This is a genomic window from Nannocystis punicea, from assembly GCF_026965555.1.
Lineage (GTDB): Bacteria > Myxococcota_A > Polyangia > Nannocystales > Nannocystaceae > Nannocystis > Nannocystis punicea.
This window is the reverse complement of sequence record NZ_CP114040.1, coordinates 9,490,662-9,513,298: the sequence shown is the minus strand read 5'-3', so window position 1 is coordinate 9,513,298 and position 22,637 is coordinate 9,490,662. Positions and strand designations below refer to the sequence as shown.

Annotated in this window: 21 protein-coding genes; 7 read left to right on the top strand and 14 right to left on the bottom strand. The window is 71.0% G+C overall.

What is annotated here, in order from left to right; all coding sequences use genetic code 11:
* Positions 1-4: 4 nt before the first annotated feature.
* Positions 5-1,102 (bottom strand): hypothetical protein, encoded by a 1,098-nt coding sequence (locus O0S08_RS36340; protein ID WP_269034045.1) that lies wholly within the window; start codon positions 1,100-1,102, stop codon positions 5-7.
* Between the two features lie 113 nt (positions 1,103-1,215).
* Between O0S08_RS36340 and O0S08_RS36335 the strand changes: the two genes are divergently transcribed.
* Positions 1,216-1,512, top strand: coding sequence for a hypothetical protein (locus tag O0S08_RS36335; protein WP_269034044.1), 297 nt, complete (start codon positions 1,216-1,218; stop codon positions 1,510-1,512).
* A gap of 825 nt (positions 1,513-2,337) precedes the next feature.
* On the opposite strand, the gene O0S08_RS36330 is transcribed toward O0S08_RS36335, so the two are convergent.
* From O0S08_RS36330 to O0S08_RS36310, 5 genes are all read right to left on the bottom strand, one after another.
* The gene (locus O0S08_RS36330; RefSeq protein WP_269034043.1) at positions 2,338-3,348 is read right to left on the bottom strand and encodes a hypothetical protein; all 1,011 of its coding nucleotides are present in this window, start codon (positions 3,346-3,348) and stop codon (positions 2,338-2,340) included.
* Positions 3,349-3,535: 187 nt separating this feature from the next.
* Positions 3,536-3,862: a hypothetical protein gene (locus tag O0S08_RS36325; RefSeq protein WP_269034042.1), complete on the bottom strand. Its 327-nt coding sequence runs from the start codon at positions 3,860-3,862 to the stop codon at positions 3,536-3,538.
* 423 nt (positions 3,863-4,285) lie between these two features.
* Positions 4,286-5,176, bottom strand: coding sequence for a haloalkane dehalogenase (locus O0S08_RS36320; RefSeq protein ID WP_269034041.1), 891 nt, complete (start codon positions 5,174-5,176; stop codon positions 4,286-4,288).
* The gene (locus O0S08_RS36315; RefSeq protein WP_269034040.1) at positions 5,173-6,009 is read right to left on the bottom strand and encodes an RNA polymerase sigma factor; all 837 of its coding nucleotides are present in this window, start codon (positions 6,007-6,009) and stop codon (positions 5,173-5,175) included. The genes O0S08_RS36320 and O0S08_RS36315 overlap by 4 nt, the downstream gene beginning before the upstream one ends.
* A 154-nt stretch (positions 6,010-6,163) precedes the next feature.
* Positions 6,164-6,886: a hypothetical protein gene (locus O0S08_RS36310; RefSeq protein WP_269034039.1), complete on the bottom strand. Its 723-nt coding sequence runs from the start codon at positions 6,884-6,886 to the stop codon at positions 6,164-6,166.
* Between the two features lie 318 nt (positions 6,887-7,204).
* Here O0S08_RS36310 and O0S08_RS36305 point away from each other — a divergent pair, with 318 nt between their 5' ends.
* From O0S08_RS36305 to O0S08_RS36295, 3 genes are all read left to right on the top strand, one after another.
* Positions 7,205-8,716 (top strand): hypothetical protein, encoded by a 1,512-nt coding sequence (locus O0S08_RS36305; protein ID WP_269034038.1) that lies wholly within the window; start codon positions 7,205-7,207, stop codon positions 8,714-8,716.
* A 323-nt stretch (positions 8,717-9,039) separates the two neighbouring features.
* Positions 9,040-9,489 (top strand): putative ABC transporter permease, encoded by a 450-nt coding sequence (locus O0S08_RS36300; RefSeq protein ID WP_269034037.1) that lies wholly within the window; start codon positions 9,040-9,042, stop codon positions 9,487-9,489.
* A gap of 473 nt (positions 9,490-9,962) precedes the next feature.
* Positions 9,963-10,913, top strand: a complete 951-nt coding sequence (locus tag O0S08_RS36295) for a hypothetical protein (RefSeq protein WP_269034036.1) — start codon at positions 9,963-9,965, stop codon at positions 10,911-10,913.
* A 96-nt stretch (positions 10,914-11,009) separates the two neighbouring features.
* Here the strand turns inward: O0S08_RS36295 and O0S08_RS36290 are convergent, their stop codons facing one another.
* The 6 genes from O0S08_RS36290 to O0S08_RS36265 all read right to left on the bottom strand — a co-directional run bounded on the left by O0S08_RS36290 (position 11,010) and on the right by O0S08_RS36265 (position 17,088).
* Positions 11,010-11,309, bottom strand: coding sequence for a peptidyl-tRNA hydrolase (locus tag O0S08_RS36290; protein ID WP_269041895.1), 300 nt, complete (start codon positions 11,307-11,309; stop codon positions 11,010-11,012).
* Between the two features lie 75 nt (positions 11,310-11,384).
* Complete coding sequence (locus O0S08_RS36285; RefSeq protein WP_269034035.1) at positions 11,385-12,119, bottom strand: hypothetical protein; 735 nt, start codon at positions 12,117-12,119, stop codon at positions 11,385-11,387.
* A gap of 16 nt (positions 12,120-12,135) precedes the next feature.
* A complete protein-coding gene (locus tag O0S08_RS36280) occupies positions 12,136-13,206 on the bottom strand; it encodes a hypothetical protein (RefSeq protein ID WP_269034034.1) in 1,071 nt (356 codons plus the stop codon).
* 142 nt (positions 13,207-13,348) lie between these two features.
* A complete protein-coding gene (locus O0S08_RS36275; RefSeq protein ID WP_269034033.1) occupies positions 13,349-13,744 on the bottom strand; it encodes a hypothetical protein in 396 nt (131 codons plus the stop codon).
* Between the two features lie 147 nt (positions 13,745-13,891).
* On the bottom strand, positions 13,892-15,220 hold the full coding sequence (locus tag O0S08_RS36270) for a restriction endonuclease subunit S (protein ID WP_269034032.1): 1,329 nt from the start codon (positions 15,218-15,220) through the stop codon (positions 13,892-13,894).
* Positions 15,217-17,088 carry a type I restriction-modification system subunit M gene (locus O0S08_RS36265; RefSeq protein ID WP_269034031.1) on the bottom strand — a complete coding sequence of 624 codons (1,872 nt, stop codon included), beginning with the start codon at positions 17,086-17,088 and terminating at the stop codon, positions 15,217-15,219. Before O0S08_RS36265 ends, O0S08_RS36270 begins: the two co-directional genes overlap by 4 nt.
* Before the next feature lie 226 nt (positions 17,089-17,314).
* Here O0S08_RS36265 and O0S08_RS36260 point away from each other — a divergent pair, with 226 nt between their 5' ends.
* Positions 17,315-18,019, top strand: a complete 705-nt coding sequence (locus O0S08_RS36260) for an RNA-binding protein (protein ID WP_269034030.1) — start codon at positions 17,315-17,317, stop codon at positions 18,017-18,019.
* A 1,595-nt stretch (positions 18,020-19,614) separates the two neighbouring features.
* On the opposite strand, the gene rpsI is transcribed toward O0S08_RS36260, so the two are convergent.
* Both rpsI and rplM read right to left on the bottom strand, forming a co-directional pair.
* Positions 19,615-20,013, bottom strand: coding sequence for a 30S ribosomal protein S9 (rpsI, locus tag O0S08_RS36255; RefSeq protein ID WP_269034029.1), 399 nt, complete (start codon positions 20,011-20,013; stop codon positions 19,615-19,617).
* Positions 20,014-20,041: 28 nt separating this feature from the next.
* Positions 20,042-20,476 carry a 50S ribosomal protein L13 gene (rplM, locus tag O0S08_RS36250; RefSeq protein ID WP_269034028.1) on the bottom strand — a complete coding sequence of 145 codons (435 nt, stop codon included), beginning with the start codon at positions 20,474-20,476 and terminating at the stop codon, positions 20,042-20,044.
* A 295-nt stretch (positions 20,477-20,771) separates the two neighbouring features.
* Here rplM and O0S08_RS36245 point away from each other — a divergent pair, with 295 nt between their 5' ends.
* Both O0S08_RS36245 and O0S08_RS36240 read left to right on the top strand, forming a co-directional pair.
* Positions 20,772-21,713 (top strand): GGDEF domain-containing response regulator, encoded by a 942-nt coding sequence (locus tag O0S08_RS36245; RefSeq protein ID WP_269034027.1) that lies wholly within the window; start codon positions 20,772-20,774, stop codon positions 21,711-21,713.
* Positions 21,714-21,724: 11 nt separating this feature from the next.
* Entirely contained in the window at positions 21,725-22,630 is a 906-nt protein-coding gene (locus O0S08_RS36240; RefSeq protein ID WP_269034026.1) for an NAD(+)/NADH kinase, read from the top strand.
* Positions 22,631-22,637 lie beyond the last annotated feature (7 nt).

Sequence of the window (22,637 nt, the reverse complement as noted above, 5' to 3'; positions counted from 1 at the left end):
ACGTCTAACGGAACCGCATCTCGAGGGCCAGGGCGGCGCGGAGGCCGATCGCGCCGAAGCGGTGCACCTCGACGTCGGCGTCGATCAAGAGGACAGGTCGATGCAGCGGGACCACGCCGTCGACCTGCAGGAGCAGCGCTCCGTGGCCCTGAAGCGCGCGCGGCGTGAAGGCGAGGCCGCCGCCGAGGAGGGTCGCGCCCCACCAGGTGGTCCGTCGGTGGATCACGTCGCTGCCGACGCCGGTGGCGGTGATCGACCCGAACTCGAGCGCGAGCCCGCCGTGCAATTCGAGCGGGCCGAAGCGACGGACCGGGCCGACGCGCAGGGTCGCGACGTGCAGCGAGGTCTCGGCGCCGTACTCGGGTCGGCTCGACGATTGCGTGGTGCCGGGGAACCATCGCGCGTAGCCGAGAGACAGGCGGAGGTGCGGCCATGCGGCGCCGGCAGCCACGACGAGGCCCGGCGTCGCGCGCCGGACGATCCCCAGCGCGAGCGCCGGGCCCACGGACACGAAGCCTCGCGGACGAGCGACTCGCCTGACTCTCGGGACAGGTTCGATCGGCGAGCGCGGCGCGAGAGGAGGCTCGCCGGCGAGGGCGGGGCCCGGCGGAGCAGCGGACGGGAGGTCCGCGGCGGGGACGGGAGCGGGCTGGGCCGCCGCCGGAGCTGTCGGTGTGTCGTTCGCAGGCGGCTGCGGGACCGAGGCGGTGACAGGGGCGGCGGCGTCGACCTGGGGCGCGTCGCCGAGGGCGATGGCGGTGAGCAGGGCGGTCGCGGTCGCGGTCGCCTGACAGTCGGACAGGGTCAACCGGCGCTCGCTGGCGTCGACGCGCCCCACGAATTCGAGCACGAGCAGCCACGCGTCCCCCCGCGGCTCGACGCGGGCATGCACCTCGCGCAGGAGCTCCGTTGGCGGGGCGGGCCGCGACCCGACGAGCAGCCGCAGCTGCTTCTCCACGTGACCGGCGTCGGGGCAGCCCGCCGGGGCCTCCCACACGATCGTCGGCAGGGCGGCCGCCGCGGCGGGGGCGGTGAAGAGGGCCGCGAGCGCGGGGAGCAGGGGAAGCGCGCGGCGATATGCGGGGGGTCGCGAGGTCGACACGGAGCTTGCGCGAGCGAGCATCGCACATCCGTCGGGGCGGGCGCACGCGAGTTGTGACGGAAGGAGACGCGGCGCGCGCAGTCGCGGGGGACCGGTCCTGAGCGAAGAGGCACATGTCCCTCCCGCGGCTCATGTACCGCCTCTGCCAGGCGGAATGGGAGGATGTCGACCCGACGCTGCAGGGGCTGGCCGACTGGACGCACGACGTATTCGCCCAGTGGTGGAAACGCGACGCGAAGGGGCAGGAGCTTCTGCGCCGAGCGGTGCACGGCGTCGCCCGCAAGCAACTGGGGGCACGCCAGCGCGACGTCGCCGTCGACCTCTGCCGCCGGGGGTTGTTGGTCGAGACCATCGACGGGTACGCTCTCAACGGCGCGGCGTGGAAGGACTATGTCTCCACCCGGCCATGACCCGCACCCCGTGCTCGTGCCGGCACCGGAGGTCCCATCGGTGTTGCTCCTGACGTGGTTGCTGTTCATGCAACCCATCCGGCTGCACAGGATGTTCACCGCCTGGGGGCTTCATCAAGACCCCTCGTTGTGGTCCCTGCGACGCCGCTTGCGAGACGGTACGGTTCGCCGACTCGTCCAGCGTCTGGCAGCGATCCTGTTCCTTCTTGGACCCGCTGCAGCATTTACACTTGCCGCGGCCTTGGCACCTCGACCTTCGGTTCCCTTCTTTTATTGTTGAAACGATTATTCTCAATCTTCTTGGGATGATAGCACATGTTCCCGATAATTATGCTCTCATGATACGATGGTTGCGTTATCGGCACTATGACTTGATCCACTTCCCATTGACTGGGCTGGAGCGCTGCCTGTACGCCCTCGGCGAGCACCATCCCGAACTCGCGCGGCGACGGCGGCGAACCGGGAGGCCGCCGAACACCTGGTGAACCTGCGCGAGACGCTGCGCAGCAACCCCTTTCCCCACTACGAAGACTCCGCCGACCTGCCGCCGGCGCTGCGGGCCTACCATGACGTCCAGGGACGCTGCGCGAGGTGGGGAACATCTCCGGCCCACGATGAAGATCGCCTTCAGCATGACTCCCGAGGCGCGCCACGTCGCAGCGCTCCCGGAGCCACAACTGCACCCCGGGACGACTTCGCCGCTGAGCGAGAACAAGCGGAAATCCGGAACGTGTCCCGTATCCGCCGGTCCGCCGGCGCAAGCGGCGATGAAGTCGGTGCGCGCTGCCCCCACGGGCCGCGGGCTCGTGTGCGGTTACTTCAGGGCTAGTTTTTCGTCCACGTGTGGGCGATGTCGAACAGGTCGTCCTCCTCGGCCAGGCGAATGTCGGTCCTCCAATCCCAATCGGTTGCGGAGAAGAAGTTCCACTCGAACTGATCCGGCACGTCTGCGACGGCGACGTCGGTACTGGACAGCAGATTCCAGGTGGTACTGCCGATGGTCCTGTACCAGAATTTCACTTCGGGGCCAGGGTGCGTCTTGCGAATACCGCCGGTACCGTTGAGCCAGTTGGGGTGGCTGCCGAGCGCGCAGATCTGCACCGAGGTGAAATATTCGTCGACGTTGTCCACCACGTAACCGTTGGTGCTACCGCTGACCGAATAGCGGTAGTGGTGCGGAACTTCGTTCATATACCAATCGCCGCCCCAGTCGTTCGGGTAATCGACGAAGTAGGAGGAAGTGCTGGGTTCCTCGTCGAACAGCCACCACTCGGTGGCGTAGCCAAACGACCGGACGTGGGCTTGCCAGTTGGCGTTCGTCAAGCACGTCCCGGTCCCGCGCGTCTGGTAGAGTGGCGTCTCCGCCATCCGCGAAAGCAACCAGCCCTGCTCGCCCTTTGGGGCGGCGCCGGGCACCGCGAGGTCGAACTGCTCGGGGATCGGCGTACCGGGTTCGCTGACCGCCCAGAAGATGTCGAGCACGCTGGCCTTGCGCATCTCCGGCTGCGCCAGGAGGTCGCTCGATCCGTCGGCATAGCGACGTAACAGGCCGACTCCGTGCTGTTCATCCTTCGTCACCCCGACGAAGGTAAGCTCCGTGCCGTCGTCGAGCACGACCTCCGCCAGGATATCGCCGTTGAAGAACGTTTCGCCGTCCTCGACGAGGCCCTTCTCCTCGTCAGCGTTCTCGTCCTGTGCGATGGCGAGACCGTTGCCGTCGTCAGCCGGCGGGTCGAACGAGTCCGCGTTCGGCGCGTCGCAGGCGGTCAGCGCCACAGCCGACGCGGCGGTGCAGAGGAAGGAGAGAGCGAAGAAGTTACGAGTTTGCTTGCGCATGTTGGCCATCGTGATGATTCGCGGGTGATTGGGTGGCGTGCGGGCGCAGGAATTCGCCCGAACTATGGAGCGTGTATCGGAGGAGCTCCGAAATGGCTGCATGCCGGCAGTTTCCCGGCGCACGCTCGCGGCATTAATAAAAATGAGCGCGCGGATCTGCGCCGCGGGGCTTCGTGATGTCGGACGTCTAACGGAACCGCATCTCGAGGGCGAGGGCGGCGCGGAGGCCGATCGCGCCGAAGCGGTGCACCTCGACGTCGGCGTCGATCAAGAGGACAGGTCGATGCAGCGGGACCACGCCGTCGACCTGCAAGACCAGCGCCCCGTGGCCCTGAAGTGCGCGCGGCGTGAAGGCGAGGCCGCCGCCGAGGAGCGTCGCGCCCCACCAGGTGGTCCGGCGATGGATCACGTCGCTGCCGACGCCGGTGGCGGTGATCGATCCGAACTCGAGCGCGAGCCCGCCGTGCAATTCGAGCGGGCCGAAGCGACGGACCGGGCCGACGCGAGCAGCCATGCGTCGCCACGCGGCTCGACGCGGGCATGCACCTCGCGCAGGAGATCCGTCGGCGGGACGGGCCGCGTCCCGACGAGCAGCCGCAGCTGATTCTCCACGTTCCCGGCGTCGGGGCAGCCCGCCGGGGCCTCCCACACGATTGTCGGCAGGGCGGCCGCGGCGGCGGGCGCGGTGACGAGGGCCGCGAGCGCGAGGAGCAGGGGAAGCGCGCGGCGATATGCGGTGGTTCGCGAGGTCGACACGGAGCTTGCGCGAGCGAGCATCGCACATCCGTCGGGGCGGGCGCACGCGAGTCGTGACGGAAGGGAGACGTGGGGCGCGCGGTCGCGGCGGGCCGGTCCTGAGCGAAGGGGCACATGACCCAAGGACCATGTCGTGGCATACGAGCAGACGCGAGCGGGTCCCGATCGCCTGCTCGCGCGATCAGGCGGGCAATCGCGCCAGCCACGCGGCGAGGCCGCGTCCGATCGCGTGGGGATGATCTTCTTGCACGAAGTGCAGGCCGCGGCCGAGCTCGATCACCTCGAGCCGCGGCAGATGCTCTCGACACCACCGGGCCACGGCCGGCGGGACGAGCACGCCGGGCTCGACGGTGAAGAGCAATTTCGGCAGGTCGGAGCGGCACAGGGCGTCGCGGTAGCGTTCGACGCGGGCGACGACGTCGGCCGGCTCGCCGGCGATCGGCAGCTGGCGCGGCCAGGCGAGCACGGGCCGGCGCGCGGCCCGGTCGGGGAAGGGGGCCCGATAGTGCCGGAGCTCCTCGGGCGTGAGGCCGCGGAGGACGGAGGCGGGCAGGGCCTGCTCGACGAACACGTTGTCGTCGAGGACGAGCCGCTCGCCGACCCCGGGGGTGCGGAAGGCCTGGAACATGGCCCGGCCGGCCTCGGGGAAGTCGTCCCAGCTCGGCATGGGCGTGACGATCGCCTCCATGAAGGCGAGCCCGCGCACGGCCTCGGGGTGCGCCATGGCCCAGTCGAAGCCGAGCGCGGAGCCCCAGTCGTGGACGACGAGGGTGATTCGCTCGAGGCCGAGGGCGGCGATGAAGGCCGCGAGGTAACGAGCGTGATCGTCGAACCGGTAGGCGATGTCGGGCTTGTCGGAGTCGCCCATGCCGATCAGGTCGACGGCGATGCAGCGGCCGAGGCCGCGCACGTGCGGCAGGACGTTGCGCCACAAATAGGAGGAGGTGGGGTTGCCGTGGAGGAAGAGGATGGGGTCGCCCTGGCCCTCGTCGACGTAGGCCATGCGCGCGCCGAGGACGTCGACGAAATGCTTGGAGTAGGGAAAGTCGGGGGAAATGTCGTGAGCGTTCATGGAGTCTCCGGATTGGGTCGATGGAGGGTCCCGAGGATCCGCCGCAGGTCGGCGACGAAATCGCGGCGGCTGCGGACCTCGGGCTCGCGGCGGTAGAAATCAGTGACGCGCCGGGCCTCGGACACCGAGGCGATGTGGCTGCGCAGCTGGACGAGGGTCTCGCCGTCGATGTGGGTGACGCCGGGATCGACGCGCCCCAACGCGGCGGCGCGCTCGAGCCGGCGGTGACAGGCGCACGGCGCCCGGGCATCGACGACGCCGCAGGTGCGGGTGAGGAACTCGGTGAGGGCCGCGCGCGCGCGGCTGAGGCGCTTGCGATAGGTGGCAGGCTCGACGCCGAGGATCTCGCCGGCGTCGGCCGCGGGCAGCTCGAGCAATTCGCCGAGGACGAAGGCGATCCGGTGATCGCCGTCGAGGCAATGCAACATGGCGCGGCTGCAGGCGAGCTTGATCTGCTGATGAAGGACGGCGTCCTGCACGCGCTCGACTGCGCCGTCGTCGCGGCCGTCGGCGAGGTGCTCGGCGAAGGCGGGGAAGCTGTAGCGCGCGGCGGCGGCCCGCTGCTCGCGAAAATCGAGGATCCGCCGCACGGCGATCCGGAAGGCCCAGGTGGTGAACTTCGACTCGCCGCGGAACTGCGCGAGCCGGGTGACGATGCGCACGAGCGACTCCTGGGTCGCGTCCTCGGCGTCCTCGCGGTCGAGCAGCATGCGCCGGGCGATGGCGTGGATCGGGCCCTGGAGGCCGCGGACGATCGCCTCCACGGCCGCAGCGTCCCCGGCTGCGGCGAGGGTGACGGTGTCGGCGTCGATGTCGGGCGGTTTGCGCGTCATGGTGGCGCCGGATTAGACCGCCGCCGCGAGACGGTCGTGACCGAAAATCGGACCGCGATCGATCGGCGGCCCCGGCGCGGCCCGCCGCGGCAGAGGGTCGAATCAGCGCCACCGTCGCGGCGGCCCGAGGAGGTCGGCGCGCGATCGGGCCGGCTCAGCGGCCCGATTCGACCATCTTCAGCGCCAGCTTGTAGAGCTCCTGCTCGGAGAGGCTGGCGAAGCCGACGAGCTGCTGGATCGCGTGGATCATCCTGTCGCCGCCCAGGATGACCGCGGCGAGCGATCCGAGCAGGGCGCCCTGCGGGTTCGCTGCGAAGGCCGAGGCCGCGAGGTAGGCGGCCTCGAGCGGAACCTTGAGCTCCGTCAGCGTGATCTCGTGGCGATGGGCGTCGATCCAGGCCACGACCCGGCCGGGCAGCGCCGCGAACTCCTCGTCGTTCTGGCGCAGGGCGTGCCCGAGCAGGCGAGACAGATGAACCTCGCCGTGGGTGAGGGTGCGGAGGACCGCGCTCTGCCTGCGGAGGTTCTCATAGGTGTCGCGGACCACGTAATCGGGGGTCCTCACCGAATGCACGATCGCCCCGTCGGGGCCGATACACGGCACGGCCGCGAACCCGAACTCCTGCGCGACGGCCTGGATGTGCGGTCGCATGCTCGGCCGCTCGCTCACCAGCTCGACGAAGAGCTCGTTGTCGATCAGGTCGTTCAGCTCGAGGACCGTCACGGTGCCATGGGCGAGGAGCTCATGGCTGCACTCTCCCGGCAACTGGGAGGTGATCTGGCGGCCGAACAGGTTGCTGATGAAGCGACGGAGCTCGGCGGCATCCATCAGATCGCGGAAGAGGCTCTCGAGGCGTTTTAATAGAGAGGGCTGCATGAGTGACTCCTGGGGAGGAGTACGTGGCCGGTGCTGCGCGTATCGATCACCGGAGCGAACCGCGAGGGCGCTCACGCGTGCCGCGCAGGGCGAAATTTCAATAGAGAATGGATTGTGGGCAGTCAGGGCGGCGGCCTCTTATGGATGGACAGTCGGTCTCCCTCGCAATCGGATCGGTCGCGCCTCGACGCCGTGCGTCGTCTTCTGCGGGCGCCGGGGCGCTCGGGAGTTCGCGCGGTCCGCGGCCGTGGGGCTCGGCGGCGCGCGCAGTCGCCCGCGGCGACGTGATAGCGTCGGCGCGGAGGGGTGCGGCGGACAATGCAGCGATGGATCGTGGGGAGTGTGGTGGTGGGTTGTTTGGGCGTGGCGGGCTGCGGCGACGACGGGCGGGCCGATTCCGGCGCGGCGACGCTGACCGCGGGCTCGACGATGACGCCGACGGGCGCGACCAGCGAGGGGCTGTCGACCACCGCGACCTCGGCGCCGACGACGACGACGACGAGCGAGGGCGGCTCCGAGAGCGCCACCGCCGCGACGACCGGCACGACCGGGCCCACCTCCGGCGAATCGACGGCGACCAGCGAGCCGGTCGGCTGCGGGGTGTGCAGCGAGCCGAATCAGCAGTGCGTCGACGACCGGTGCGTCACCCTGTGCCAGGGGCAAGATCCGGACCCCTGTCCGCGGGGACAGGTCTGCGACGTCATCTCCGGCACCTGCCACGCGCCCGCCGACGCGTGCACTCTGGCCGGCGCGAGCGAGGCGTGCGGCGACGAGCAGTGCGGCCCGGGCAGCGTGTGCGACGGCCAGGGCAGCTGCGTGCCGGTGGCGCCGTGCGCCGACGTCGCCTGCACGAGCGCGGGCGCGTGCTGGGGGTCCGCGTGCGCGTGCGACCGGCCGGTGGAGTGCCAGGACCCGAGCCTCGAGCTGCTCAACGGGCCGTTCGCGGAGAAGATCATGGGCATCGACTTCGCCGACGATTGCACGGCGTGGATGGTGACGCTGCGCAGCGGCACCGATTACCTGCGGCGGCTGCGGCCGGACGGCGAGCTGACCGAATGGCCAGGTGTGTCGAACCTCGACATGGGCGAGGTCAAGGTGCTGCGGCGGTTGACGATCCCGCAGCTGCACGAGGTCCCGCCGGTGGCCGCCGGACCGGTCGCGCCGCCGCAGGCGGTCGAGGGGCTGGGCGAGGTGGCGATCACGTACACGTGCATCGGCGGCTGCCTCGGCGACATCATCCAGGGCGTGGCCCGCCTGGTCGAGGACGACCCCGACGATCCGCTGCCGATCGTCATCCCGGCGACGGAGACCAGCGGCACCGGCCCGTTCATGGCGCCGGTCGCCGACGCCGGGCCGCAGGGCCTCACGTGGGGCGAGGACCGCGTGCTCTACGTCGGCAACAGCACCGCCAACGGCGAGTACAACACCGCCGACCTCGTGCAGGCGACCGTGGCGGTGGTCCACAACTTCCCGGCCCGCGTGACGGCGTCGGCGCCGGTGAGCCCCGCGCACCTGCTGGTCGCGGTCGAGGGCGGGGCGCTCTACCGCTACAACGTGTTCACCAAGGAGTCGGAGCTGGTCACGGAGCTGGGGGCGCACGTCACCGGGCTCAGCCATGACTCGTTCACCGGCCTCGTCTACGCCTCGATGTCCTCGCTCGAGGTCCTGGCCGTCGAGCCCTTCACCGGGGTGTTCGAGGTGTTCGCCACCATGCCCGACCGGGGGCGCGTGGCCGTCAGCCCGAGCGGCAAGCTCTACTATGTGCCGGCCAAATACCTGCAGGTGCAGGAGGGCATGATCCAGAGCTGGGACCTGCCGGCGGCGATCTGAAGATCTGTCACTCGGGACATGCTCCATGGAGCATGTCCCGAGAGAAAGTACCGGGGGCCGCACCGGCGGACGAGGGGGCCGCCCTCGTCCGGCGGGCGAGCGACCGCTCGCGCAAGTCAGCTCGCCGGCGGGCCACGGCCGGTCGCCGCAGGGCCGCGCCGCCGGCCGCGCGAGGCCTGGCGTCCGGGGCCGGCTGCTCGCGGTTCGACGCCGTATTCGCTCGCCGTCGCGCGAAGGCCCGGGCGTCGCGGTGCCGGCGGTGTAGGCCGCTTGCGGCGCCGTGAGACGGCGTCATCTCAGGCTGGACGTCGTGCGAGGTCCTCATGACCCACCTTCTGGTGTACGGAGCGTTCGGCTGGTGCGCGGAGATCCTCTGGACCGCGTTGTACGCGCTGGTCACGGGCGTGCGCGGCGACCTGGGCGACGACGCCGGGCAGCTGAAGCTGAGCCGCGAGCAACGCCTGCGGCTGCTCGGTCACACGTACCTGTGGATGTTCCCGCTGTACGGCGTCGGCGGCCTGCTGTTCGAGCCCCTGCACGACGCGCTCCGCAGCTGGCCGTGGCTGGGGCGCGGGGCGGTCTGGACGGTGCTGATCTTCGCCGTCGAATACGTGGGCGGGGCGGCGCTCTGTCGATTGACCGGGCGCTGCCCGTGGGACTACAGCTATTCGCGCTACCACCTCCACGGCCTCATCCGGTTCGACTATGTGCCGGTGTGGTTCGCCTTCGGCCTGGCGCTCGAGCGAGTCCACGACGCGGTGGCGGCGATGTGACGATCGTCCGCGGCGGACGTGATCGAACGCGCGGCGCGAATGAATGACGAGACCGCGTGGGCGAGGGCGCGGGCTCGCCCGGGGTTCGCACGACGGCCGAGCACGGGCGCGCACGGAGCCGTGTTTTCGGCCGTTTGTCCGGCGGATCGCGCGAGCCGGCAAACCGAAGATTCTGCCGAAACCCCGGTAACCGCAGCGGCCGGCGAGCAGCGTGCATTCGCCGGATAGCTCGCATTGCGCCACACCGACGCGTGCAGTGATTGCGGGCGCGCACGGCCGAGCTCGCTGCGCGTTCTACGAGACGCGCCTGCGAGGCCGGGAGCCGGGCTCGCTGTGGATATTCACGGCGGTTCGAAAAAATCATGCAAACGCGGGCGAGCGAGCAGAACATGTTCTATATGTCTCAAAGAACACATCGCTCATTGCGATGTCGCCCGTGGCCGGCGGCGGCCACGTGATGTACCCTCGCGGCCATGCAACTCTCATTTCTTGTGAAGACGCCGGTGATTCCTCTGTTCGTGGCTCTGCTCGCTCCGCTCGCCTGCGGTGACGACAAGGGTGGCGATACGGAGACCTCGGGCGTCGCTACGGAGACGACTCAGTCCTCGCAGCCCACGCAGGCCTCGCAGACGATGGGCGCGACGATGGCCGGCACGGAGGGCACGGAGGGCACGGCCGGCACCGAGACCTCGGCCGCCACCGAGTCCTCCGAGACCGAGACCGTGCCGACGACCGCGGGCCCGACGACGGAGGGCGAGACCAACGGCGGCTCGGGCCAGTTCTGCCAGGAGGAGTGCGCGGGCGATGCCGACTGCACCCTCGGGGGCGTCGACATGGGCTACACCTGCCAGAACAGCCGCTGCGTCAACGAGTCCTTCAAGTGCTCGACCGACACGCAGTGCAACGCGACCATCAGCGGCTGGGTGCTCGACTGCGCGGCCCAGGCGGACTGCATGATGGGCTACGCCTGCGTCAACATCGGCGACGGCGTCGGCAAGTGCGCGATCGTCCCGAGCGACTTCATCATGTGCGAGACCCTGACGCAGGAACAGCTCATGGCCGACCCGATCGAGGGCGGGGCCCAGATCGCCGTCTGCGGCAAGACCGGGGCCAAGTGCGAGAACGAGGTCTGCTTCGACCCGTGCGAGGCCAACACCGACTGCCCGGCGCAGGGCGGCCACCCGGTGTGCAACACCGGCACCGGTCGCTGCGAGTGCGGCTCGGACGCGGACTGCACCGCGTCGGGCTTCCCCGGCTTCGCCGTCTGCAACGCCGGCGTCTGCGGCTGCGGTCAGGACTCGGACTGCGCCGGCACGATGTACTCCGACAAGTGCTACGACGGCACCTGCGGCTGCTCGACCGTCGACGTGTGCCAGACGGCCCAGGCGTTCGACGGCACGATGAAGGTCTGCGAGGGCGCGTGAGCCCGGCGCCGCCGGTCGACGCGGCGTGACGCCCCGTCGACCGGCGGCGAGCCCGAGCTCACGCCGGATGCCACGATTCGCGGGTCGTGGCATTCACTATTGTCGGTACAGCGGGAAGAACTGGAAGGCCCGCGGCCACTCGGCCCGCGGCTTGAAGGCGAGGGCCACCTCGGCGCCGTCGAGGGCGGACTCGGTGATCACGACGAAGTCGCCTGCCGCCCGGGCGGCCGCGAATTCGGCGTCGCCGACCTTGCACACGACCTTGCGGAACGGGCCGGCGAGCCACTCCGCGACCTCCGGCTCGTCGCGGAAGCGCAGGTAGGCGGCCAGCGAGGCGTGCGCGCACGCGACCATGGCGAACCCGAGCGGGACGTCGGCGCGGATCAGGATGTACATCTTCACGGAGCGATCCATCGCATGGTTCGCGCCGCGGGGCCACGCGCGCGGCGAGTGTCCGAAGGGACAGGTCGATCAGAGCCGCGCGCGCAGGTCGTGCGGCGGGTCGGCGAGCCCGAACATACAGCCGTTCTGCGTCACTTCCATGGGCGCGGACAGGGGCATGGTCGCGTCGAAGCTGACGGTCTGGCCGCCGGCGTCGAGCTCGACGTGGACCTGGGCGGACAGGCCGTCGAGGACGGCGGGGTCGGGGAGCTCGTCGGGCGGGATGATCGGGACCACGCCGAGGACGCCGCCGAGGACGTCGTCGCAGCCGACGTAGTACCAGACCTCGCCGCTGAAGAAGTGGCCGGCAGGGTTGATGTTGTAGCCCTCGACGTCGACCGTCACGTCGAAGCTCACCGAGTCGCTCGTCGGCAGGTAGCCGCCGAACTCGGGGTAGAGGCCGAACATCCACGAACCCTGGCCGCCGCACTCGAGCGGGAGGGTGATGCCCTCGGCCAGCGGGTTGTCCTGGAAGTCGTACAGCTCGAGGAAGGGCGCGGGGGCGTCGGCGTCGAAGCCCCAGCAGTAGCCGGGCTCACCCGTGGTGCTGCCGGTGTCGGTGGTGGTCGTGGTGGTGGTCGGCGAATCGGTGGTCGGCGAATCGGTGGTCGCGGCGGAGGTCGTGGTGTCGTCGCCGGTGGTGGTGCTCGGGCTGGACGTCTCGCTCGTGGTCGTGGTCGAAGGCGCGTCGGAGGTCGTGCCTTGCTCGGGGGTGCACGCGGGGATCGCGAGCAGGAGCGCGAGGGGCTGCAAGTTCAAGCGCATGACGCATGGTACGCGCTCACGGGCCCGGGTGCTGGAGGACGACGCCGACGTGCGGCGGCATGCCGGCGAGGTTGCCCCCGACCGCGAAGCGCGGCCCCTCCGCGAAGCCGAAGGCGGCGTGGAGCAGCAGGTTGGTCGGGCTGGCCTCGGGCTCGGGCTCGAGGCTGCCCGCGGTGATGTGCAAGATCTGTCCGGCCGAGCCGGTGATGAAGCCTGCGCCGTCGTTGCCGATCCACACGCCCGAGAGGCCGGGCCGATCGAGCGTCGCGCCGGTCCACTGCTGGCCGTCCCACCAGGCCAGTCGCGCGTTCGCTCGCCCGCCGACGGCCAGGCGCGCGCTCGCGGGGCCGCTGACGCTGATGAGGTCGGCGATCGAGCCGACGTCCTGCTGCGTCCAGGCGGCGCCGTCGTATTGCAACACGACGCCGAGGTCGCCCACTGCGGTGACGTCGGCGGTGCCGGTGCCGACGAGCTTGAACAGGGCGTGGCAGTCCTCGGGCAGCGGCGGCAGGCTCTCGGGTGTCCAGGCGTCGCCGTCCCAGCGCAGCACCGAGGGGCCGCCGACGAAGCCGTCGCCGCCGACGCTCCAGATCGCGTCGGGGCCGGCGCCCCAGATGCCCCACAGCGGCACGTCGACGCCGGTGTCGATCGTCGTCCAGGCGTCGCCGTCGCGCCGGATCGCCGCGCCTGCCTCGCCGACGGCCCACAGGGCGTCGCCCACGCCGGCGAGCCAGTGCAGGCGCGTGGTCCCCGGCGGCAGCGCGAGCTCGGTCCAGGCGACGCCGTCCCAGCGCAGCGCGAGGCCCTTCGAGCTCGGGCCGACGCCCTGGCCGCCGACGGCGATCACGTCGTCCGGCTGCGGGCCCCACACGCTGAACAGCGCGCCCTTGTCGACGCCGAGCTCGAGCGCGACCGACCAACCCGCCGGCTCGGCGGTGGTCGATTCGGCGGTCGTCGTCGGGGCGGTCGTCGTGGTCGTGGCGGTGCTGGTGCTCGGGTCGGCGGTGCTGGACGAGGCGTCGGTGGTCGAGGGGGCGGACGAACAGGCGCCGAGCAGGAGCGCGGCGCAGGCGCGACGGGCGAGCATGCGGGCGACTGTAGCGCGGGCGCGGGCCGTCGGGCAGGGGACGGCCGCGCGCGCGCGATGACGCGACTTCGAGCGTCGGCCGAGCTATCGGCCGTATGCACTCATGGACATGTCGCGAAGGACATGTGATTCGCGGCCGGCCTCACCGACCGACGCCGCGGTGGAGCAGCAGCTGCAGCGGGGTGCGACCGGTGGCGCGCGGCAGGCCGAGGACGCAGGCGAGGCCGAGGACGAGGTCGACGAGGGCGATCAGGGCGACGATCTGGCCGGCGGTGGCGGGGAAGTCGAGGGCGAAGGTGAGGGCGAAGAAGGCGAGGCGGCTCAGCCCGCTCCAGTAGGGGAAGGTGCCGTAGCGGCGCAGATCCTCGGCGGACAGCCACAGCACGAGCACGCTGAACAGGGCCAGCAGGGACGGCAGCCACAGCCAGAACGGCGAGGGCGGGGCGGCGATGCCGAGCAGCGGCAGGACGCCGGGGACGAGGAACGCGAGGATCATGCTCGCGTTGAAGAGGGCGCAGATCCGTACGAGCTTCTTCATCGAGGAGCCTCCGCGGGCGAAGGGAGCGTGGGCCGCGAGGGCGCCGGCCCGGCGGCGACGATACCCCCGGCGCGCGGTCCGAGCCACGGTCCGTCGACGCGGACGAGGGCAACATGTCCTCGCGGACATGTCGCTTCTGCGCCCCGCTCACGGGCGCAGGCGGGCGTCGGCGGACATGAGGCGGAGCAGCAGCTCGTCGCGGGCGGCGATGAGGGCGGCGCGGAGCTCGTCGCAGGCGCCGATCTTGGCGAAGTAGGGGGCGGTGAGGGCGTCGAAGGCGTCGCGCATCATCACCGGCGGGTACTCGACGACGACGGTGCGCATGTCCTTGAGGGTGACGTGGCCGAGGCCGGTGGTCTGCTTGGCGCGGGCGAAGGCGAGCAGCTGCGGCTTGAGGCTGCGGAGGAGGCCGAACATGTAGGCGCGGTCCTCCGGGCGCTTGGTGGCGACCTTGAAGATGTGCTGGTTGAGCCAGGCGGGGCCGCCGAAGTAGAGGAAGGTGTCGATCGAGGTGTCGGGGTTGCCGGACCAGGACAGCAGGAGGTCGCCGCGGTCGATCCGGCGGCCGCCGTCGCGGCGGGTGCAGTAGCGGGTCTGGCGGGTGATGCCCTGCTTGAGCTCGCCGATCTTGATGATCGGCAGGCCCTCGCCGGCGGGGCTGAAGTCGTCCAGGCCGAACGCGCTGCCGTTCTGGAACTCGGCCAGCTCGGTCAGCGGCAGCAGGCGGTAGGCGAGCGGGAACCGGCGGTCGTTCTCGACGGTGAAGGCGGGGGCGAGCCGGCTGTACAGCGCCTCGTCGACGGTCGGGTGGCGCAGGCCGTTCTCCTTGTCGGCGGTCGGCGCATGGTCGATGAACCATGTACGAAAGAGCAGGTCGACGAGCTGGACGAGGACGGCCCGCTGGTCGTCGCACAGGCTGATCCGGCGGTCGAGGGCCGAGAGGGCGCCGGCGATGGACCGCTGCTCTTCGAGCGGCGGGAGCAGCAGCGGGGTCTGTCGCAGGGTGCTGAGGTTGGTGTGCGGGACGCCGGCGGCGATGGTCCAGTTCTCGACGTAGCGCTGGACCTCGGGCGAGCGGCACCAGTAATAGACGTACTCGGGGTCGGCCCGCGCGAGGTCGCAGGTCAGCTTCATCTGGCTCTGCGACAGCAGGAAGCGCCGCCACGGCAGGTCGTCGGGGACGAGGCCGACCTGCGAGACGGTGCCGCGCTGGGTGAAGATGACGTCGCCCGGGTAGGCCTGCGAGCGCCGCAGGGCGTCGGCCTTGCTCGGGTGCACGAACACCAGCTCGTCGGGGTAGAAGCGCCGCTCGCCGTGGCCGAGGTTGCAGCCGCGGATGACCGGCACGCCGTCGGGATCGTCGACGTAATCGGCCTGGGTGAGGTCGGAGCCGAACGGGCCGCCGGCGATCGCGTTCTCGCTGTCGGCCTTGATCGTGTCGAGGGTGCACCGCACCCAGTGGGCCGGCGCGCTCACGGGACCTCGACCCGGGCCAGCGCGTCGGCGATCTCGCGGTCGAGCGCGGCGGCCCGGTCGATCTGCTCGAGCAGGTCACGGCGCAGGCCGGCGAACTGCTCGGCGAACGCCGGCGCGGCGTTGGCCGCCTCGGCCGGCCGCACGTGCCGCGTCGGCGCGAGGATGAACTCGTGCTCGGCGAGGGTCGGCAGGTCGACGGCGCGGCAGCGGCCGGGCACGTCGGCGTATGGCCGCTGGGACATGCTCTCGGAGACAGGTGCTCCGCGCCAGGCGTGGTAGATGCCGGCGATCTCGGCCAGCTCCTCGGGGCGGAGGGCCAGGTGGGTGCGGTCGAGCATCGCGCCCATGTCGCGGGCGTCGATCATGAGGACCTTGCCGCGGCGGTCGCGGCCGCTGGCCTTGTCGCGGGCGAGCAGCCACAGGCACACGGGGATGGCGGTGCTGTAGAAGAGGCGGGCAGGCAGGGCGATGATGCCGTCGACGAGGTCGGCCTCGACGATCCGGCGCCGGATCTCGCCCTCGCGGCCGCCGACGGTCAAAGAGCCGTTGGCGAGCACGAGGCCGGCGAGGCCCTGCGGCGCAAGGTGGTAGAGGATGTGCTGCACCCACGCGAAGTTGGCGTTGGCGTCGGGCGGCAGGCCGAAGCAGAACCGCGGGTCGTCGGCCAGCGCGGTCGCTCCCCAGGCGCGCGCGTTGAACGGCGGGTTGGCAAGGATGTAGTCCGCGCGCAGGTCGGCGTGGAGGTCGCGCATGAAGCTGTCCGAAGGTTCAGCTCCGAGGTCGCCCTCGATGCCGCGGATGGCGAGGTTCGTGCGGGCGAGCCGCCAGGTGGTCGGGTTCGACTCCTGGCCGACGATCTTGAGCTCGCCGCGGTGACCGCCGTGCTCCTCGAAGTAGCGCTCGCTCTGCACGAACATGCCGCCCGAGCCGCACGCGGGGTCGTAGATGGTGCCGCGGGTCGGCGCGAGCAGGGCGACGAGCAGGCCGACGACGCTCGGCGGGGTGTAGAACTGGCCGCCGTTGCGACCCTCGGCCGAGGCGAAGCAGGTGAGGAAGTACTCGTAGACGCGACCGAGGACGTCGTGCGCCTTGCGGCCTTGTGACCCCAAATCGGGGATGTCATCGAGCAGGTGCAGCAGCTCGCCGAGGCGCGCCGCGTCGAGGCCGGGGCGCTGGTAGATCTGCGGCAAGATCCCGCGCAGGGTCGGGTTCTGGGCCTCGATCGCGGCCATCGCCTGGTCGAGGTCGCGACCTAACAGCGGCGAGCGAGCCTTGCCGAGCAGCGTGTCCCAGCGCGCCGCCGCCGGGACCTTGAAGCCGCGGGTCGGCGGCGCTTTGGCGCCCGCGGCGCGCAGCGGCGGGCCGGCCTCGCTGACGAACTTGAGGAAGAGGAGGCCGAGCACGACGTGCTTGTATTCGGCCGCGTCCATGTTGCTGCGCAGGCGATCGGCGGCCTGCCACAGCGTGGCCTCGAAGCCGAGCTCGCCCCGCGCCTGGCCCTTGGCTCCGCGCTTCTTGGGTGGGGCCGCCGGCGCGCCCGCAGCGGGCGGTGCGGGGGCCCCCGGAGCCGCAGGTGCGGGCGGGGGCGCCGGCGAGCGGCCGTCGGTGAAGAGGAGGCGGTCGATGAGGTCGGCCGGATCGCCGTAAGCGTCGTGCAGGCCGACGAATTCGCAGATCCCTCGCAGCTCGAGGACACTCAGTCGCTCGAGGAAGCCGCGGAACTGGTGATAACGGGCGGTGCAGAGGAGGTCGATGAGTTGCCCCCGCTGGCGCTGCGCGGGCTCGGGGATCTGAAGGACGCGGGCGAGCTCGATCAGGCGCGGCGTCTCCAGGGCCGCGAGGATCATTTCGTGGCGTGAGAAGAACATGAAGCGGGTGCCGTCCGGGGAGGGGGCGCGCCGGCGCCGGGCGCGGGGGCGTGACGCAGTTCGGGGCCGCAGGCCCTAAAGACCGAGGGGTTGTACGACATTTCGACCCCGCTTGTGGCGCCAGCGAAGGTGGCAGCGAGGATGGAGCGAGGGGAGAGCGAGGGCCGTCTGCGCCGCAGGACGGGGCGCGGATTGACAGAGACAGGGATCGCGAGCAGCATCCGAAGTGAGGCGCCGCGCGCACGCGCGACAGAGCGAAGAGAGAATGGCTAGGAAATTATTTGTCGGTGGGCTCAGCTGGAACACGACCGACGAGGGGTTGAGAGCAGCATTTGGCCACTTCGGTACGGTCACCGAGGCGAAGGTCGTGACGGACCGCGAGACCGGACGTTCGCGGGGCTTCGGCTTCGTCGCGTTCCAGAACCCGGCCGACAGCGAGTCGGCGATGCAAGCGATGGACGGTGCGACGCTCGACATGCGGCAGATCCGCGTGAGCGTCGCCGAGGACAAGCCCCGCGGGCCGCGTCCTGACGGACCGCCGCGCTCGGCGGATGGCCCACGCGGATTCGGCGGACCCGGCCGCCCGAACTACGACCGCGGCGCGCCCGATTCGCGCCCGCAGCCGCCACGCGAGGCCCCCGCGGGTGATCGCGGGTTCTCGCCGCGTCCCTCCGGCCCTCCCGCCGGACAGGGGCGCCCGCCTCGCAACTTCGACTCGGGCCCGAGCTACGATCGCGGCGGCCCGCCCGCGAGGGGCTTCGCGTCGGCCCCGCCACCCGCTCCCGCTCCGTCCGAGAGCCGCGGGCGGCGTGACCGCGACCGCGACCGCGGACGCGACCGCGACGAGGCCGAAGACCGTGCGAAGCGCCGCAGCGGCCGCGGCCGCCGCCGCCACGAGGAAGGCGACGGCGATCTGGACATGGAGGACTAGGCCCGCCGAGCGGTGGTTCTTCGGGACCGCCGCTGTCGCAGCAGGGTGCCGTTGGCGCGTGGTCTGGTGAGCTGCTCGGCGGTTGTCAGGCCGCTTTCCTATTGGAGCGTGCTCGAGGACACAGCGCGCTCGGTGAGGTGATCCCCCGCGGCTGCCGGCGGAGGGCGCAGTGCCGTGGCTGGTTCGGGCCGCAGCTCGATACACTTGGCCGCCGGAGGCTCGCGCCCGAAGCCGAGTGGTTCCGTCCGAGGGCGAGCAGTGGGTGGAATGATATGTCTCGAAGGACATGTCGTTTCGCCGCGCCGCGCGCCATGAGGTGGTGATCGTCGGGCTGATGCGAGGGGCGGCTCGTCAGCGAACGCTTGAGTCGGTCCGAGGGGGAGGGGCGCGTGTGGTCCGAAGGACAGGTCTGCTCGCGGGCTCGCGGAGCGTCCGGACGAGGCTGCAGCGGAGGCGCGACTGGTGGAGGCGAGAGCCGGGTCGTCGGCGTTCTCCCGAGCGTTCGGGGGTCGAAGGACATGTCCGCTCAGGGGCCGGGACCGGCGAGGACGGATCTCGGTGTTCGCCAGGTTGCCTCGAGCGGTTGGGCGGCTCGAAGGACATGTCGGCTCGCGGCCGAGGCGTGACCGGCCAGGATGGCCGTCGGTGTTCGTCAGGTGGCCGTGAACGTTTGTGTGGCCCGAAGGACATGTCGGCCTGGCGGGACAGTCAGGACGGGCGTCGGTATGTGTGAGCTGGACAGGATGGTTGTCGACACTCGCCAGGTTGCCGCCAACATTCACGTGGCCCGAAGGACATGTCGGCGCGCTGGCCGGCCAGGACGAGCGTCGGTGGGTGCGAACTGGCCAGGACGGTCGGCGGCGTTCGCCAGGTGGCCGCGAAAGTTCACATGGCCCGAAGGACATATCGGCGTGCGGGCCGAGGCGCGACCGGTCGAGCTTCGGTGGGTGCGAGCTGGCCAGGAGAGACGTCGGTGTTCGCCAAGTGGCCGCGAACATTCACGTGGCCCGAAGGACATGTGGGCGCGCTGGCCGAGCGACCGGCCAGGCCAGGACGGTCGGCGGCGTTCGCCAGGTGGCCGCGAAAGTTCACGTGGCCCGAAGGACATGTCGGCGCGCGGGCCGAGGCGCGACCGGTCGGGTGTCGGTGTGTGCGAGCTGGCCAGGACGCCGGCGGCGTTCGTCAGGTGGCCGCGAAAGTTCACGTGGCCCGAAGGACATGTCGGCGCGCGGGCCGAGGCGCGACCGGTCGGGTGTCGGTGTGTGCGAGCTGGCCAGGACGCCGGCGGCGTTCGTCAGGTGGCCGCGAAAGTTCACGTGGCCCGAAGGACATGTCGGCGTGCGGGCCGAGGCGCGACCGGACAGGACGGACGGGGGGGGTGCCGGCTGGCCGGGACCGTGCGCGGTGCCCAGGGCGTGCCCTCCGGGGCGGCGGCAGCGGCGAGTCACCGCATCTCTTGAACCTGCTCCGCAGGACATGTCCGAGTGCGCAAGGCGCCTGGGACATGCGGCGGGAGAGAACTCGAGTGCGGGAGCCGAAAGCAGCGAGAGCGGAGCTGTGAGGCTCCGCTCTCGGACCATGAGCCGCGGTAGGGCTCAGCGCTTGCTGAACTGGAAGCGACGGCGGGCGCCGGCGCGGCCGTACTTCTTGCGCTCGACGGCGCGGGAGTCGCGGGTGAGGTAGCCGGCGTGCTTGAGGGCACTGCGGGCCTCGGGGTCGACCTGGAGGAGAGCGCGGGCGATGCCGAGGCGGATCGCGCCGGCCTGGCCGGACAGACCGCCGCCGTTGGCGGTGGCCCACACGTCGTACTTCTCGCGGCTACCGGCGGCGACCAGGGGCTGCTCGATGAGCTTGAGGTTGGTCGGGCGGCAGAGGTAGCTGTCAGCCTCGCGGCGGTTGATCAGGATCTTGCCTTCGCCGGGGAACAGCCACACGCGGGCGACCGCGCTCTTGCGGCGGCCGGTGGCGTAGTACTTCATCGTGTCTTTGGCCATGAGACGAACCGTGGAATGAGACTGGAGTTCAGAACGGGAGCTTGTAAGGCTTGGGCTGCTGCGCCTGGTGGTTGTGCTCGGGCCCGGCGAACACCTTGAGCTTGCTCACGGTGGCGCGACCCAGCGGCGAGCGGGGAAGCATGCGGCGGACGGCGATGGTGATCAGCTCTTCCGGCTTCTTGGCGAGCAGGGTGCGCGCCGAGGCGGACTTCATGCCGCCCGGGAAGCCCGAGTTGAAGTAGTAAAACTTCTTGTCGAGCTTGTCGCCGGTGAGCTTGACCTTGTCGGCGTTGATGCAGATCACGAAGTCACCCACATCGAGATGCGGGGTGAACGTGGCCTTGTGCTTGCCGCGAAGGATGTTGGCGATCTGACTGGCAGCGCGGCCGACCGTGAGACCGGTGAGGTCGATCAGCAGCCAGTCGCGGCGGATATCGGCGGGATTGGGGTAGTGCGTACCCATGGGACGGGGATGGATACGCGAGCACCCCGGGGCTGTCAAGCGCAGGACGCGGCGTGAGCGTCGCTCGCAAGGCTCCTGACCGGGACGGCGCGCGAGGTTCGGGCTCAGACTCACATGCCCGGCGGCGGTCGCGGATGGGCGATCTCTACCGGGACCCCCGCCGCGGGGAGGGCTGGGCCCCCGGCGGCGACTCGGCCATACTGGGGGCAGTGGTTCGCGGCCAGACACAACCCCCTCGGCCCTTCGGGTGCCTGAAGGGTCACGGCCCGGCGGGCCTGAAGGTAAGCTGAACGGCGTGACGGCGGCCCCATCCAGCTCCGGCGTGAAGATCCTGGTCGCCGACGATTCGCCGGGAGATCGCGCGACGGCCCGCTCGGTCCTCACCGACGCGGGCTTCGTGGTGGTCGAGGCGACCGACGGGCAGCAGGTGCTCGAGCTGTTCAACCGGGAGCGCCCGGCGCTGGTCATGCTCGACGTCGTCATGCCCAAGATCGGCGGCCTCGAGGTGTGCCGGATCCTCAAGGCCAAGGCCAGCGGGTTCCTGCCGGTCCTCATGGTCAGCACCCGCAACTCGGTCAACGCCCGCGTCGAGGGCCTCCGCAGCGGCGCCGACGACTACCTCGGCAAGCCTTACAACGCCGACGAGCTGCGCGCGCGCATCGACGTGCTGCTGCGGACCCGGGCGCAGTTCTCGCTCGGCGACGGCGCCGAGGGCGACGGGCCGCGGGCGCGGCGGGTCGTGCTGCCGCCCGACGAGTTCCGCCGCCGCCTCCAGGAGGAGTTCGAGCGGGCCGAGCGCTACAGCGACCCGCTGGCCTGCCTGCGGGTCGAGGTCGACGAGGTCGCCGAGAGTGCGCGGCCGGCGGTCGAGCTGACGCCGGCGCTGCACGCGATCATCGAGGGCAACGTCCGCAAGATCGACCTCGTGCACCGCACCGACGACCGCGGCTTCTTGCTGGTGCTGCCCAACACGCACTTCCCCGGGGCGCTGACGGTCGCCGAGCGGGTGGCGCGCGAGGCCCGGCGGCCGCTGCTTCACCCCTCGGCGGCCCGCGCCGCCGCAGTCAACGGCTTCTCGGTGTCGATCGGGGTGTCGTTCTATCCCAACAAGGACACCCGCTCGCTGCAGGACCTCCTCGACCTGGTCGACGCGGCGCTCGAGCGGGCCCGGCGCGAGCAGGGCGGCAAGATCTGCCTGTTCCAGCACCAGGGTTACCTCTACTCGCCCGACGACTGATGTCGAAGCGTGTGCCCATCCCCGCGGTCCGCCGCGTCCTCCTTTATCCGCGCGACGGAGCGCGGGCGTTCGAGGCGACCGTCAACGCCACCCGCTGGCTGCGCGAGCACGCCGTCGCGGTCAAGGTGTGCGCGCTGCTCGAGGGCGACGGCGCCGAGGCGCTGCGGCGCGAGGGCGCCGAGGTCGTACCGAACTGCGAGGGCATGGCCGAGGACTGCGACCTGGTGGTGGCGCTCGGCGGCGACGGCACGCTGCTGCGCGCCAGCCGGTGGGCGGCCGACGCCGGCGTGCCGGTGCTGGGCATCAACCTCGGCGACCTCGGCTTCCTCACCGCGTACCAGGCGGAGCAGGGGGAGATCGGGCTGGCGGCGGCGGTCCACGGCGAGCTGGCGTGGGAGCCGCGGCTGCGCATGCAGGTCGAGCTGCAGCGCGGCGGCCGGGTGTTCCTGCGCGAGACGGCCTGCAACGACGCGTACATCAAGCACGGCGAATTCCCGCGGCTGTTGTCGCTGGCGACCGACGTCGGCGGCCAGTTCATGGCGACCTACAAGGCCGACGGGTTGATCGTGTGCACGCCGATGGGCTCGACCGCCTACAACCTGGCGGCCGGGGGCCCGATCGTCGCTCCGTCGGCGACTGCCTTCACGATCTCGCCGATCTGCCCGCACAGCCTGACGCACCGGCCGGTGGTCGTCGACGCCGCGTCGCTGATCGAGATCACCTACGAGGGCCCGGTCGAGGGCGGAGCCTTCTTGACGATCGACGGCCAGACCAGCGTGTCGCTCGAGCTCGGCGATCGCGTCGTCATCGACGCCGCGCCGGACCCGCTGCGCCTGTGCCCCCCGGAGTACAGCGTGTTCCGGGTGCTGGCGACCAAACTCGGCTGGAGCGCCGGCACCGGCGGCCGCACGCGCTGACGCGCTG

Bases quoted from the DNA above. Each gene is read 5' to 3' on its own strand.
- O0S08_RS36335 (WP_269034044.1), top strand. From the start codon at position 1,216: ATGTCCCTCCCGCGGCTCATGTACCGCCTCTGCCAGGCGGAATGGGAG.
- O0S08_RS36320 (WP_269034041.1), bottom strand. From the start codon at position 5,176: ATGAACGCTCACGACATTTCCCCCGACTTTCCCTACTCCAAGCATTTC.
- O0S08_RS36305 (WP_269034038.1), top strand. From the start codon at position 7,205: ATGCAGCGATGGATCGTGGGGAGTGTGGTGGTGGGTTGTTTGGGCGTG.
- O0S08_RS36275 (WP_269034033.1), bottom strand. From the start codon at position 13,744: ATGAAGAAGCTCGTACGGATCTGCGCCCTCTTCAACGCGAGCATGATC.
- rplM (WP_269034028.1), bottom strand. From the start codon at position 20,476: ATGGGTACGCACTACCCCAATCCCGCCGATATCCGCCGCGACTGGCTG.
- O0S08_RS36280 (WP_269034034.1), bottom strand. From the start codon at position 13,206: ATGCTCGCCCGTCGCGCCTGCGCCGCGCTCCTGCTCGGCGCCTGTTCG.
- O0S08_RS36285 (WP_269034035.1), bottom strand. From the start codon at position 12,119: ATGCGCTTGAACTTGCAGCCCCTCGCGCTCCTGCTCGCGATCCCCGCG.
- O0S08_RS36265 (WP_269034031.1), bottom strand. From the start codon at position 17,088: ATGTTCTTCTCACGCCACGAAATGATCCTCGCGGCCCTGGAGACGCCG.
- O0S08_RS36290 (WP_269041895.1), bottom strand. From the start codon at position 11,309: ATGTACATCCTGATCCGCGCCGACGTCCCGCTCGGGTTCGCCATGGTC.
- O0S08_RS36300 (WP_269034037.1), top strand. From the start codon at position 9,040: ATGACCCACCTTCTGGTGTACGGAGCGTTCGGCTGGTGCGCGGAGATC.
- O0S08_RS36315 (WP_269034040.1), bottom strand. From the start codon at position 6,009: ATGACGCGCAAACCGCCCGACATCGACGCCGACACCGTCACCCTCGCC.
- O0S08_RS36295 (WP_269034036.1), top strand. From the start codon at position 9,963: ATGCAACTCTCATTTCTTGTGAAGACGCCGGTGATTCCTCTGTTCGTG.
- O0S08_RS36330 (WP_269034043.1), bottom strand. From the start codon at position 3,348: ATGCGCAAGCAAACTCGTAACTTCTTCGCTCTCTCCTTCCTCTGCACC.
- O0S08_RS36325 (WP_269034042.1), bottom strand. From the start codon at position 3,862: ATGGCTGCTCGCGTCGGCCCGGTCCGTCGCTTCGGCCCGCTCGAATTG.
- O0S08_RS36310 (WP_269034039.1), bottom strand. From the start codon at position 6,886: ATGCAGCCCTCTCTATTAAAACGCCTCGAGAGCCTCTTCCGCGATCTG.
- rpsI (WP_269034029.1), bottom strand. From the start codon at position 20,013: ATGGCCAAAGACACGATGAAGTACTACGCCACCGGCCGCCGCAAGAGC.